Origin of the sequence: Janthinobacterium sp. CG3, from assembly GCF_000344615.1 — a bacterium.
GTDB lineage: Bacteria > Pseudomonadota > Gammaproteobacteria > Burkholderiales > Burkholderiaceae_D > Janthinobacterium.
On record NZ_KB467824.1, the window covers coordinates 4,864,576 to 4,877,229 of the forward strand.

13 protein-coding genes are annotated in these 12,654 nt (G+C 62.1%); 6 read left to right on the forward strand and 7 right to left on the reverse strand.

Annotated features, from left to right (window positions below):
* Positions 1-152: 152 nt before the first annotated feature.
* Complete coding sequence (gene ispB, locus JANGC3_RS0121630) at positions 153-1,142, reverse strand: octaprenyl diphosphate synthase (protein ID WP_017878578.1); 990 nt, start codon at positions 1,140-1,142, stop codon at positions 153-155.
* Positions 1,143-1,435: 293 nt separating this feature from the next.
* On the opposite strand from ispB, the gene rplU reads away from it, so the two are divergent.
* The 4 genes from rplU (at position 1,436) to proB (ending at position 4,765) form a co-directional block, all read left to right on the forward strand.
* A complete protein-coding gene (rplU, locus tag JANGC3_RS31835; protein WP_038500602.1) occupies positions 1,436-1,747 on the forward strand; it encodes a 50S ribosomal protein L21 in 312 nt (103 codons plus the stop codon).
* A gap of 43 nt (positions 1,748-1,790) precedes the next feature.
* Positions 1,791-2,063, forward strand: coding sequence for a 50S ribosomal protein L27 (gene rpmA, locus JANGC3_RS31840; RefSeq protein ID WP_081611939.1), 273 nt, complete (start codon positions 1,791-1,793; stop codon positions 2,061-2,063).
* 91 nt (positions 2,064-2,154) lie between these two features.
* Positions 2,155-3,264, forward strand: a complete 1,110-nt coding sequence (gene obgE / locus JANGC3_RS0121640; RefSeq protein ID WP_017878580.1) for a GTPase ObgE — start codon at positions 2,155-2,157, stop codon at positions 3,262-3,264.
* 382 nt (positions 3,265-3,646) lie between these two features.
* Positions 3,647-4,765 (forward strand): glutamate 5-kinase, encoded by a 1,119-nt coding sequence (gene proB / locus JANGC3_RS0121645; protein WP_017878581.1) that lies wholly within the window; start codon positions 3,647-3,649, stop codon positions 4,763-4,765.
* Between the two features lie 71 nt (positions 4,766-4,836).
* Here the strand turns inward: proB and JANGC3_RS0121650 are convergent, their stop codons facing one another.
* The 4 genes from JANGC3_RS0121650 to rsxB form a co-directional block, all read right to left on the reverse strand.
* A complete protein-coding gene (locus tag JANGC3_RS0121650; protein ID WP_017878582.1) occupies positions 4,837-5,229 on the reverse strand; it encodes a VOC family protein in 393 nt (130 codons plus the stop codon).
* Between the two features lie 111 nt (positions 5,230-5,340).
* On the reverse strand, positions 5,341-7,248 hold the full coding sequence (locus JANGC3_RS0121655) for a rhomboid family intramembrane serine protease (RefSeq protein ID WP_017878583.1): 1,908 nt from the start codon (positions 7,246-7,248) through the stop codon (positions 5,341-5,343).
* 259 nt (positions 7,249-7,507) lie between these two features.
* Positions 7,508-8,155 (reverse strand): endonuclease III, encoded by a 648-nt coding sequence (gene nth, locus JANGC3_RS0121660; RefSeq protein WP_017878584.1) that lies wholly within the window; start codon positions 8,153-8,155, stop codon positions 7,508-7,510.
* Positions 8,152-8,841, reverse strand: coding sequence for an electron transport complex subunit RsxB (gene rsxB, locus JANGC3_RS0121665; protein ID WP_017878585.1), 690 nt, complete (start codon positions 8,839-8,841; stop codon positions 8,152-8,154). The genes nth and rsxB overlap by 4 nt, the downstream gene beginning before the upstream one ends.
* A gap of 51 nt (positions 8,842-8,892) precedes the next feature.
* On the opposite strand from rsxB, the gene JANGC3_RS32940 reads away from it, so the two are divergent.
* Entirely contained in the window at positions 8,893-9,078 is a 186-nt protein-coding gene (locus JANGC3_RS32940) for a hypothetical protein (RefSeq protein ID WP_157406809.1), read from the forward strand.
* A 19-nt stretch (positions 9,079-9,097) separates the two neighbouring features.
* Positions 9,098-9,898, forward strand: coding sequence for a substrate-binding periplasmic protein (locus JANGC3_RS0121670; RefSeq protein ID WP_157406811.1), 801 nt, complete (start codon positions 9,098-9,100; stop codon positions 9,896-9,898).
* 152 nt (positions 9,899-10,050) lie between these two features.
* On the opposite strand, the gene JANGC3_RS0121675 is transcribed toward JANGC3_RS0121670, so the two are convergent.
* Both JANGC3_RS0121675 and JANGC3_RS0121680 read right to left on the reverse strand, forming a co-directional pair.
* Positions 10,051-11,271 (reverse strand): polyhydroxyalkanoate depolymerase, encoded by a 1,221-nt coding sequence (locus JANGC3_RS0121675; protein WP_026133316.1) that lies wholly within the window; start codon positions 11,269-11,271, stop codon positions 10,051-10,053.
* Positions 11,272-11,492: 221 nt separating this feature from the next.
* Positions 11,493-12,545, reverse strand: a complete 1,053-nt coding sequence (locus JANGC3_RS0121680; protein ID WP_017878588.1) for an NAD(P)/FAD-dependent oxidoreductase — start codon at positions 12,543-12,545, stop codon at positions 11,493-11,495.
* Between the last annotated feature and the right edge of the window lie 109 nt (positions 12,546-12,654).

Consider the following 12,654-nt stretch of genomic DNA (forward strand, 5'->3'; position numbering starts at 1 on the left):
GGGTGTTTATTAACCAAGCGCGTAACCCCGGGGCCAGGCTCCGTGGGGCTGCCCCCGGCTCGTTGCCGCTGGTTTAAAGCGGGGTTCCGGGCGCGCGGGCAACAAAAAAGGCGGCGCCACGGCGCCGCCTTTCTTGTTGCCCGCGCCGGCGCTCAGTGGTTGCGGTCGACCGCGAATACGCACAGTTGCAGCAGCGCTTGCTTGTAGACGCTATCGGGGAGGTCGGCGACGGCGTCGGCGGCGCGGCGGGCCGCTGCTTCCGCCGCGCGCCGGGTGTAGTCGAGCGCGCCGCTGCTGGTGATGGCGGCCAGGATCGCGTCGAAGTGTTGTTCGTCGCCTTTTTCAATACAGGCGCGCACCAGTTCGCGCTGTTCCGGCGTGCCGTTTTCCATCAGGTAGATCAGCGGCAGGGTCGGTTTGCCTTCGCGCAGGTCGTCGCCGACGTTCTTGCCGATTTCGGCGGCGTCGCCGGCGTAGTCGAGCACGTCGTCGATCAGCTGGAAGGCGGTACCCAGCGAGCGGCCGTATTCGCCGGCCGCGTCGATCTCGGCGTCGCTGGCGCCGGAGATCAGCGCGCCCAGTTGCGCCGCCGCCTCAAACAGCTTGGCGGTCTTGGAGCGTATCACTTGCAGGTAGTTGTCCTGGCTGACGTCGGGGTTGTGCATGTTGAGCAGCTGCAGCACTTCGCCTTCGGCGATCACGTTGGTGGCGTCCGACAGGATTTGCATCACGCGCATGTTGTCGAGCGTGACCATCATCTGGAACGAGCGCGAGTACAGGAAGTCGCCCACCAGCACCGAGGCGGCGTTGCCGAACAGCGCGTTGGCGGTCTGGCGGCCGCGCCGCATCGACGATTCGTCGACGACGTCGTCGTGCAGCAGCGTGGCGGTGTGGATGAATTCGACGACCGCCGCCAGCTCGTGGTGGGCGGTTCCCTTATATGAATAGGCGTTGGCCACCAGCAGTACCAGCACCGGGCGGATGCGTTTGCCGCCGGCGCTGATGATGTATTCGGCGATCTGGTTCACGAGGCTGACCTCGGAATACAGTTTCTGCCGGATCACGGTGTTGACTGCCTCCATGTCGGTGGCGATCGAAAGGGCGATGGTGTTCTGGGTGGCGTTTTTGTGAGCGGCAGACAAGGCGAACCTGCAATAGACGTTAGGTGCGGCGATTATACGACATGGCTCGCGCCGCTGTGTTCACTGGCGGCCTCTTCGGGGTCTATATTGCTGTCTTGTCAGTATTTTTCACGTTTTTGGCTCGCCCGGCCCTGCCTTTCAAGTTGCCGACATACCACGACAACCGGCGTTTGTGAATAGTTTTTGACGGATTTTCTCATCCCATGTATAATCGCCAGTTCTCCCGGTTGGGCACGGCTTGCCTGGTCCGGCTTAGAGAGAAATTCTTTCAACATTTGATGAGGTTTCAAATCATGTACGCGGTCATAAAAACCGGTGGCAAACAATACAAAGTTGTCGCTGGCGAAAAACTTAAAGTAGAACAGATACCGGCAGACATTGGTTCCGAAATCACCATCGATCAAGTACTCGCAGTAGGTGCGGGCGACACCATCAAGTTTGGTGCCCCATTGGTCGAAGGTGCAACGGTACTGGTTACGGTTGTGGCGCATGGTCGCCATGATAAGGTCAAAATTTTCAAGATGCGTCGTCGTAAGCACTACCAAAAGCATCAGGGCCATCGCCAGAATTTTACCGAAATCCAAATCGTTTCGATCAACGGCTAATTGCCGCTGTTTGAATTCATAATCAGCTATCAAGGAGTCTTAAATGGCACATAAAAAGGGCGGCGGCACAACGCGCAACGGCCGTGATTCAGAATCAAAACGCCTGGGCGTTAAGGTTTACGGCGGCCAAGCTATCAACGCTGGCGGCATCATCATTCGTCAACGCGGCACGCCAGTGCGCGCCGGCGAAGGTGTTGGCATGGGCAAGGACCACACTCTGTTCGCGTTGATCGCAGGCAAAGTCAAGTTCATCGTTCGTGGCGCAAAATCGCACCAGTTCGTTACCGTTGTACCGAACGAAGCAGTACCAGCGTAATACTTACCGTATTCGCATAGTGTAAGGCGCAAGCCTTCAATCGAAAGGCTCTGCCCCAGGTGGAGCCTTTTTAGTTTTATGGCGGCAAATCATGAAGTTTATCGACGAAGCAAAAATCGAAGTCATCGCTGGTGATGGCGGCAATGGCTGCGCATCTTTCTGTCGTGAGAAATTTAGACCATTCGGCGGGCCCGATGGTGGCGATGGCGGCAAGGGCGGCACCATTTGGGCCGTCGCGGACCGCAACATCAACACGCTGGTCGACTTCCGTTTCTCCAAAATGCACAAAGCCAAAAATGGCGAACCGGGCCGCGGCGCCGATTGCTACGGCAAGGGCGCGGACGACATCCACCTGCGCATGCCGGTCGGCACCCTGATCGTCGACCACCTGAGCGGCGAGATCATTGCCGATATGACCGAGCACGGTCAGATCGAAATGCTGGCCAAGGGCGGCGAAGGCGGCTGGGGCAATATCCATTTCAAATCCTCGACCAACCGCGCACCACGCCAAAAGGGCGAGGGCAAGGAAGGCGAGCGGCGCGAGTTGCGTCTGGAACTGAAGGTGCTGGCCGACGTCGGCCTGCTGGGCATGCCGAACGCCGGCAAGTCGACCTTTATTTCGGCCGTCTCGAACGCCCGTCCGAAGATCGCCGACTACCCGTTTACGACCTTGCACCCGAACCTGGGCGTGGTCCGCGTGTCGCACGAGAAGAGCTTTGTGATCGCCGACATTCCCGGCTTGATCGAAGGCGCTTCCGAAGGCGCCGGCCTGGGCCATCAATTTCTGCGCCATCTGCAGCGCACCGGTTTGCTGTTGCACATCGTCGACCTGGCGCCGTTCGAAACCAACGTCGATCCTGTCAAGGAAGCCAAGGCGCTGGTCAAGGAGTTGAAAAAGTACGACGAGTCGCTGGTCGACAAGCCGCGCTGGTTGGTGCTCAACAAGCTTGATATGGTGCCGACCGACGATCGCGTGAAGATCGTCAAGGACTTCATCAAGCGTTTCGGCTGGAAGGGTCCGGTGTTCGAGATTTCGGCGCTGAACCACAACGGTTGCCCGGAACTGGTCAACGCCATCTACAAGCATCTGGAAGAGAAGAAGCACAGCGAAAGCCGCGCCGAAGAAACCCAGATGACCGAAGAGGCGCGCGGCATTTCGTCGATCGACCCGGACGATCCGCGCTTCAAGATCCTCGACTAAATGTAGCAGATACGTCAAAAGAACCAGCGGCGAAGAGCTGGCGCCAAGGCGAGAAGGTCGGACCCCGAGGGGCCGGCCCAGGCATTACGTCGCTGGTTTTACTCCGGTATTCACCGGAGCCTCATTCTCAATGGTGTGGCCGGCTACCGCCGCCCACCCATGGCGGGGCTGGTCCGCTTACCGCCGGCCCGCTTGCGCTGGCGCAAGGCGCGGCGCACAGCCGGCCGCGGCGATGTCACAGCAATGTTCGTCCTGGCGCAGCCGCCCGGCCGTGTGTTCGCGGCCCCTGGAGCGGCATGCCCGGGTTTTTTGTTAGTCATGCGCGGGGTGATAGGGCCTGCTGGCGTTGCGCCCCGCGACTTGAGATAAGAGCCGCCGCATCATGAAATCCGTCATTCAAAAAGCTAGCCGCATCATCATCAAAGTCGGCTCCTCGCTGGTTACCAACGACGGCAGCGGCCTGGACCACGCCGCCATCGCGCGCTGGGCCGTGCAGATCGCCGGCTTGCGCGCGCTCGGCAAGGAAGTCGTACTGGTCAGCTCCGGCGCCATCGCCGAGGGCATGTTGCGCCTGGGCTTCGAACGCCGCCCCACCGATATCCACGAATTGCAGGCTTGCGCCGCCGTCGGCCAGATGGGCCTGGCGCAAATCTACGAAACCAGTTTCCGCGCCCACGGGCTGGGCACCGCCCAGGTGCTGCTGACCCACGCCGACTTGGCCGACCGCGAACGCTACCTGAACGCGCGCTCGACGCTGACAACTTTGCTGCGCCTGGGCGTGGTGCCGATCATCAACGAGAACGACACCGTCGTCACCGATGAAATCAAGTTCGGCGACAACGACACGCTGGGCGCGCTGGTGGCCAATCTGATCGAGGCCGACGCCCTGATCATCCTGACCGACCAGCACGGCCTGTTCTCGGCCGATCCGCGCAAGGACCCGAACGCCTATCTGATCACGCAGGCGCAGGCGGGCGACCCGGCGTTGGAGGCGATGGCCGGCGGCGCCGGCACCAGCATCGGCCGCGGCGGCATGCTGACCAAGATCCTGGCGGCCAAGCGCGCCGCCAAGTCGGGCGCCCACACCATCATCGCCTGGGGCCGCGACAGCGACGTGCTGACCCGCCTGGCCGAGGGCGAGGCGATCGGCACCGAGTTGACGGCGCAGACCGGCCAGTTGACCGCGCGCAAGCAGTGGATGGCCGACCATTTGCACACGGCCGGCAAGGTCGTGCTCGACGCCGGCGCGGTGCAGAAGCTGACGCAGGAGGGCAAGTCGCTGCTGCCGATCGGCGTCGTCGACGTCAAGGGCGAGTTCGGCCGCGGCGCCGTCATCACCTGCATCGGCGAGGACGGCCACGCGGTGGCGCGCGGCCTGTCGAACTACACCAGCGCCGAGGCGCGGCGTATCATGCGCCGGCCGTCGGCCGAGATCGAAGCGATCCTGGGCTTCCTGGAAGGCCCGGAGCTGGTGCATCGCGACAACATGGTCTTGCTTTGATTGTTTAGCTGTTGAAAAAAACGCGCGCCATCGGCGCGCGTTTTTTATGCGGCGGCGTTTTAAAGGGCGTGTCAGGCGCCCATCGGCGTGCACAGTTCGACCAGGCTGCCGTCCGGGCAGCGTACGTAGGACACCACCTGGCCCCATGGTTTGGCGGTGGGCGCGGCCACTTCGGTGGCGCCGGCGGCCAGCGCGGTGCGGTGCGCTTGGGCGACGTCTTCGGTGACCAGGGCGATTTCGACGCCAAGCGGCTTGTCGGAGGCGCTGGCGCGGACGTGGCCGGCGGGGAAATTCAGCTCGCCTAGCTCGTGCGCGGCGAACGCCAGCGTCGTCGCGCCGGTTTCCAGTTCGCCGTAGGTGCCGGAATCGTGCAGGAAGCGGCGTGGCAGGCCGAAGGCCGTTTCGTAGAAGGAAAGGGAGGCGGCGACGTCGGGGACGTAGACGATGGTGTAGCCGAACTTCATGCTTGAACTCCAGTGGGGGACGGCGTGCAATATTACCTCAATTGCAATGCCACCGCCAGCAAGCCGGGTGGCAAAGCCGATGGGGGCGCGACGCCGGACCTGCCGAGGCCGCTATTGGCTGGTGCAGGCCAGTTCGCCATTCTGGTCGAGGTATTCCGCCACATTCGCCGTTTTGTTGATGTCGAGAATGGCCAGCGCCTGGCTTGCCGCGCCCTTGGCGCCGATCTCATTGGTCAGCACATACAGTTGCTTATCGTCCGCCGAGAAGCGGATGCCGCCGATGCCGCCCTTCACCGGGTAAACGCCGACGGTCGTTTGCGTGCGCACTTTGACCAGGCGAACATAATTCCTTGCCGGCGCGGCCAGCGCGATCAGCGTGCCCGCCGGGTTGACGTCAAGCTGGGTTTCTTCCATTTTCCCACAGAACGACAGGATGTTTTTCGAGGTTTTTGTCTTCAGGTTGATGGCGTCCAGCCCCTGGAAACCGGCGACCCAGGCCGACGATGTTTTCGGGAAAAAGAAGCCGGCGCGAAACAGATTATCGTCGCCCAAGGGGAGTTCTTGTTTTACCGTCATGCTGGCGGTATCGATCACGCTGAGCGCATTTGTGACGGGGTTGACCACCCATACTTCCTTGTCGTCGTTGGCCAGCCACAGCTCCGACGGCGCGAAGAAGCTGTGTTGCAAGGGGCCGCCTGGCAGAGCCAAGGGGTTGCCGATGACCTTGTTGCTGCCCAGGTCCAGTTGCGTCACGCTATTGGAGCGCGTATTCAGCACATACGCGCGCTGGCCGTTGCCGGACACCTTGACGCTGCGCGGCCCTTGGTCGAGCGGGATGGCGGTGACGACCTTGTTTTGCCGTACATCGATCACGGTCACGAGGTTGTCCATGATCGACGTGACGTAGGCAAAATGTTCGTCCGGGCTCAGCGCGATGGCATGGGCGCCGCGGTCTTGCTGGCAGTCGTGCCAACCGCAGTCGTCCGAGACGGGCTTGGGCGACGGGTGCGCCAGCGTTGCAATGAGTTTTTTCGTTCCCAGATCCATAATCGAAAGAAGGTTGCTCTCGTCCCCGACCAGGTACAGGCGCTTGCCGTCCTTGCTCAGGACCATGGCCCGGGTCAGCTTGCCAATCGGCGCCAGCGTACCGGCAGCTGTTGTTTCGTCGACCGGCGCCGGGGCGGTTTTCAAATCCTGGGCGATCTCCTGGGCTCTGTTGGCCTGGGCTCCGGCGGCGGTTTTTTTCTGCTGTGCCTCCAGTATTTCGTCCGCGACCTGGGTGTGCAGTTTCAACAGTTCGGCCGACGGCGTCGTGGTCGTCGCGTAGTACAGCAGGGCCAGGCTGCCGACCACCACGGCGAGGCTGGCGACGCCGCGCTTGAGGCGCTGCTGATTGTCGCCCGCCAGCGCCAAGCCGCCGCCGATCACCGCCCCGGCGAGCAAGCCGCCGATATGGCAGGCGTTGTCGACACCGGTGCCGGCAAAACCCATGACCAGGTTGATCCCGATGGTTTGCGCGAACGCGCCGCGCATGCCGCCGTAGCCGACCGGGTTGTTGTTCTGGTCCACCTCGTCGAGCACCAGCGAGCGCGCCAGAAACGCCCCCGAGATACCCATCAGGGCGCCGGAGGCGCCGGCCGCGACCACCAGTTGCAGTTCGGACTGGCTGGCAATTTGGCCGAAAATCGATACCGATACCGACGTGACTTTATGTTGCGCATACCACAGCGCGCTGGCCAGGCTGCCGAACAAACCGGATATCAGATAGATCAGCATAAACTTCACCGAGCCGAAAGCGCGCTCGACGATCGGGCCGCACATCAGCAGCATGTACATATTCAGCGCGAGGTGGATGAGGCCGATATGCAGGAACATGCTGGTAAAGAGACGCCAGGATTCGCCCGCCATCGTCAGCGGCGCCAGATTCGCGCCCCATTCGATCATATCCATCGTCTCCGGCGACATCGCGTCGACGCCTTTGACTAGTTGCAGGATATATAAAGCGATATTGATCGTCATTAAAACGAGGAACGTTCTCAGATAGAGAGCGGGGCGGACGTCGGTTTTCATTAGCTGGGATTTTTCCGTCAAGATGGCGCGATTGCATTCGCGCGAAAGCCAGTTCGCGCGCGTACGCGAAAACTTTAATACATTGGCAACAATGCTGAAGCGCCAGAGTGTATCGGATTTACGCGCGGCACCGCGCCCTTCAGGACAAATATCGTCGCCGACGGTGCAGCCGTTCCAGTGTTGCCCTGAATACGCGATGGTGCGCGCCTTATACCTGCTGCGGGGTGGCCGATTTCGACTTGTAGTCGCACAGGTCGGCGATCATGCAGTTCCAGCATTGCGGTTTGCGCGCCACGCAGGTGTAGCGCCCGTGCAGTATCAACCAGTGGTGGGCGTCGAGCAGGAATTGCTTGGGCACGAATTGGAGCAGCTTCTGCTCGACGATCTCGACGGTCTTGCCGGGCGCGATGCCGGTGCGGTTGGACACGCGGAAAATATGCGTGTCGACCGCCATGGCTATTTCGCCGAAGGCGGTGTTGAGCACAACGTTGGCGGTCTTGCGGCCGACCCCGGGCAGTTCCACCAGCTGTTCGCGGGTGCGCGGCACCTCGCCGCCGTATTGCTCGACCAGGATGCGGCAGGTGGCGATGACGTTCTTGGCCTTGTTCGGATACAGGCCGATGGTCTGGATGTAGCCCTTCAACTCTTCCAGCCCCAGCGCCAGGATCGCCGCCGGGGTGTTGGCGACCGGGTACAGCAGGCGCGTGGCCTTGTTGACGCCGACGTCGGTGGACTGGGCCGACAACAGCACGGCGATCAGCAATTCAAACGGCGTGCTGTATTCCAACTCCGTCATGGGTTTTGGGTTGGCGGCGCGGAAACGGGTGAAGATTTCCAGGCGCTTGGCGGCGTTCACGCGTCGCCCTTCGGTTCGGCGGCCTTGGCGCGGGCGCGCTCCATCGCCGCGGCGATGATGGCGCGCTTGCGTTCCTTCTCGGCGATTTCGGCATCCGTGTTGCCCGGCTCGGCGATGACCGCCTTCATTTTTTCAAGCGCCTTGGCGGCCAGGCGCGCGTCGTTTTCGGCGCGCTCGCGCTGCAGGCGCATGCCGCGCAAGTCGTGCCGTTGGCGCGCGGCGGCGGCCTGTTCCCCGCTCCAGGCGTTCCAGCCGGTCCGCTCGTCGGTCACCGGGTACATCACGATGCAATCGACCGGGCAGGGCGCCACGCACAGGTCGCAACCGGTGCACAGGCTCGGGACGATGGTGTGCATGTGCTTGGCCGCGCCGATGATGGCGTCGACCGGACAGGCCTGGATGCACAGCGTGCAGCCGATACACAAAGCCTCGTCGATGAAGGCGACCGGGCGCGACCGCTCGAAGCCGTGTACCGGGTTCAGCGGGATGACCTTGCGCCCCAGCATCCCGGCCAGCCGCGCCACCCCCTCCAGGCCGCCCGGCGGACACTGGTTGATGTCGGCGGCGCCGGCGGCGATGGCCTCGGCGTAGGGGCGGCAGCCGTCAAAGCCGCATTTGGTGCATTGCGTCTGCGGCAGCAGGTCTTCGATCTGGTCGGCGAGGGAGCGGTGGTCTGGTTGCGGCACGGTGATCTTCGGGGCGGTAAAACCTCATTATCCAATATATGGGTGCGGCTTATGCAAAAAACCATGGCGCGCTGTCGGACTATCGGCGAAAGCGGGCGTGGCCGGCGCCGGTGTGGCGCAATTGCCGGTTTTTCAGCGTATTTCCCGTTTGTATACAAGATGCGGACAAACAACTTTGAAAACGGTATCGTTTATGGGACGATGTTTCCTACTATCGAGGAAGAGGCGATCCGCTGATGTGTTTGGGAGCCAGCAAATGAGTATCTTCAGGACGGTCGCGGTGCTCGCCGGGCTGGCCCTGTCCTGCGCCGCCGGGGCGGCGGACGGGCCGGCCGATGCGTTGCGTCCTATCCGCTTTGCGGCCGAGGACTGGCCGCCGTTCATTTCAGCGGCGCTGCCCGGCGAGGGCCTGTCGGGCACCATGGTGAGGCTGGCGTTCGAGCGCGCTGGTTACCGCCTGAGGGTCGACTATTTCCCCTGGAAGCGCACCATGCAGTCGGGCCTGCGGGACCCGGCCTACGCCGGTTTTCTGGCGGTATGGCGCACCCCCGAACGCGAAACGCTCTGCCACTTTTCGGCGCCGATCGGCAACACGCTGACCGTGCTGGCGCACCTGAAGGAAGACCCGTTGCCGACGGCGAGCCTGGCGCAGCTGGGCGGCGTCAAGATCGGCACGGTGGCGGGCTACTCGAACGGCGAGCAGTTCGATGCGATGGTCAAACGCGGCGAACTCGGCGTCGAGGAGGGCGTCAGCGATGAAATCAATGTGAGGAAGCTGCTGATCAAGCGCTTTCGCGTGATCGTGATTGAAAGGCATGTGCTGCGGCATTTGATGCTCAGTTCGCGTTTCAGCGCGGCCGAACGGGCGCGCATCACGATTACCGAGCATGTTTTCAAGGAGCGCCCGGTGCACCTGTGCTTCAAGCGGACGGCGGAGGGCTTGCGGCAGCAGCAGAAATTCAACGACGCCGCCAAGGAGATCGATATGGCCAAGCTGGAGCGCGAGTACTGGAAGCGTATCGGCGCCGACACCAGCGGCGCCGGGCTGGATTTCTAGGCGTAAAAAAGCGCGCTCAACGGCGCGCTTGGACGGACGGTTTCGGCGTTGACATAGTAAAAACCAAAAAGGCGCAACCCCGGGGTCGGACCCCTGGGGGCCGACCCCGGCTCCTTGCCTGGGTTGATTTCTAGCGTTGCCGGCCCGCCCGCTTAACCGTGCTGCTTGATGAACTTGCCGATTTCAGGGCAAATCACTTCGCGCCAGCGGCGGCCCGAGAAAATACCGTAGTGGCCGCATTTCGGCGCCACGAAGTCGCGCTGCATCTCGGCCGGTATGCCGCTGCACAGGTCATGCGCGGCCTGGGTCTGGCCGGCGCCGGAAATGTCGTCCAGCTCGCCTTCGACGGTGAACAGGGCGACATTGGTGATGTCTTGCGGACGCACCAGTTGGCCGTCCACTTCCCATGTGCCCATCGGCAGCTTGAATTCCTGGAACACGGTCTTGATCGTGTCCAGATAGTATTCAGCCGGCATGTCCAGCACCGCGTTGTACTCGTTGTAGAACTGGCGGTGGCCTTCCGCCGGCTCGTCGTCGCCGGTCACCAGGTGCATATAAAACTCGCGGTGGCTCTGGGCGTGGCGGCCCGGGTTCATCGCGATGAAACCGGCGTGCTGCAGGAAGCCGGGGTAGACCTTGCGGCCAAAACCCGGATAGTTCGGCGGCACCGCGTAAATGACGGTGTTTTCAAACCACGAAAATTTCTTCTCGGTGGCCAGGTTGTTGACCTGGGTCGGCGATTTGCGCGGATCGATCGGCCCGCCCATCATCGTCATGGTCTTCGGCATGTGCTTGTCTTTGGCCGTGGCCATCAACGAAATCGCCGCCAGCACCGGCACCGTCGGCTGGCATACCGAAATAACGTGCAGGTCGGGCGCCAGCAGGCGGATGAATTCCTGCACGTAAAAGATGTAGTCGTCCAGGTGGAAGGCGCCGGCGCTGGCCGGCACCATGCGCGCATCGGTCCAGTCGGTAATGTAGACGTCGTGCTCGGCCAGCAGGCCGCGCACGGTGTCGCGCAGCAGCGTCGAGTGGTGGCCCGACAGCGGCGCCACCAGCAACACTTTCGGCTGCGCCGGGGCGCCCGCGTCCTTCTGGAAGTGCAGCAGGCGGCAGAATGATTTGTTGACGACGACGCGTTCGGTGATGGCCAGGGTCTGGCCATTGACGTCAATCGTGTCGATTTCGAATTTTGGCTTCTCGTAGTCCTTGCCCAACCGGTACATCAGCTCGTAGCCGGCGGCGATGCGCTGCGAAAACGGCGTATGGGCCAGCGGTGACACCGGGTTGGTGAACAACTTGGAGGACATGTCCGCCCATTGCATCACGGGTGTGAGAAATGAGCGTTGCATTTCGTGCAGTTGATAAAGCATAAATGATTCCTCGTAGAGTGCCGGGTGCGGATTTCAGCTCCAATCATCATAATCCAATTATAGAAAAATTGTTCGTGACTTGAAGCAGTTTTTAATTCCGAGTGGCAATTACGCTAACTAGCGGTAAAGGTGCACGTCTCCATCATGCGCCCAAAACGTAAAAAGCAGCGTTTCCGCTGCTTTCAGTGTTGCGTTTTGGCTGCGCCGGAAGGCCCGCCCGCCTAGTCGAAAACCGGGGTGTCGACGCCGAGGATCTTGTGCAGCTTCGGCGAGGTGGTGGTGTATTGCATATAGATTTTTTTGTCCGGGAAGATGTAGGGCGCGGCGCCGAATGCCGCCAGCGCCGCTTCGTGGAAGCCCGACAGGATCAGCTTTTTCTTGCCCGGATAGGTGTTGATGTCGCCGACGGCGAAAATACCCGGGACGCTGGTCTCGAACTTTTCCGTGCTGACCACCTTCAACTGGCGCCGCTCGATGTCCAGGCCCCAGTCGGCGATCGGCCCCAGCTTGGGCGTCAGGCCGAAGAACACCAGCAGCATGTCGAGCGGCAGGCGGCGCGTCACGCCGTCGCTGCCGCTTACCTTGATCTCGCTCAGTCGGCCGTCGCGGGTGTCGAAGCCGGTGGCCTGGCCGACGATCAGCTGCATTTCGCAGGCGTCGCACAGCGCCTTCATTTTCGCCACCGACGCCGGGGCGGCGCGGAAGTCTTCGCGGCGGTGCAACAGCACCACCGATTCGGCCTTGCCGACGAAATTCAAGGCCCAGTCGAGCGCCGAGTCGCCGCCGCCGCAGATGACGATGTTCTTGCCGTCGAACAGCGCCGGCTGCTTGACGCGGTAGAACAGTTGCGTGTCTTCGAAGGCTTCGATGCCGTCGAGCTTTAGCTTGCGCGCCTGGAACGAGCCGACGCCGGCGGCGATGAAAATGGTCTTGGTCAGAAAGCGCGTGCCGGTGCTGGTCTCGACGTTGAAGCGGCCGTCGTCGCGGCGCTCGACCACGCTCACTTCCTGGCTCAGGTGGAAGGTCGGTTCAAACGGGGCGATTTGCTTGAGCAGCTTGTCGGTCAGTTCCTGGCCGGTGCACACGGGCACGGCTGGAATGTCGTAGATCGGCTTGTCGGGGTAGAGTTCGATGCACTGGCCGCCGACGGCCGGCAGCGAATCGATGACATGGGCTTTGATTTCCAGCAGGCCGAGTTCGAAAACCTGGAACAGCCCGACCGGGCCGGCGCCGATGATGACGGCGTCGGCGTCGATGACGTTGTGATAACTCATACCGTGTGTGTCCTGTCTGTTGCGCGATGGGGTGGTCAACGGCGCGCAGCCGCGAACGCGGCTGTGCTCGGCTGCCCGGCGCCGGGAACGGTCAAGTTAGCGTGGCCGC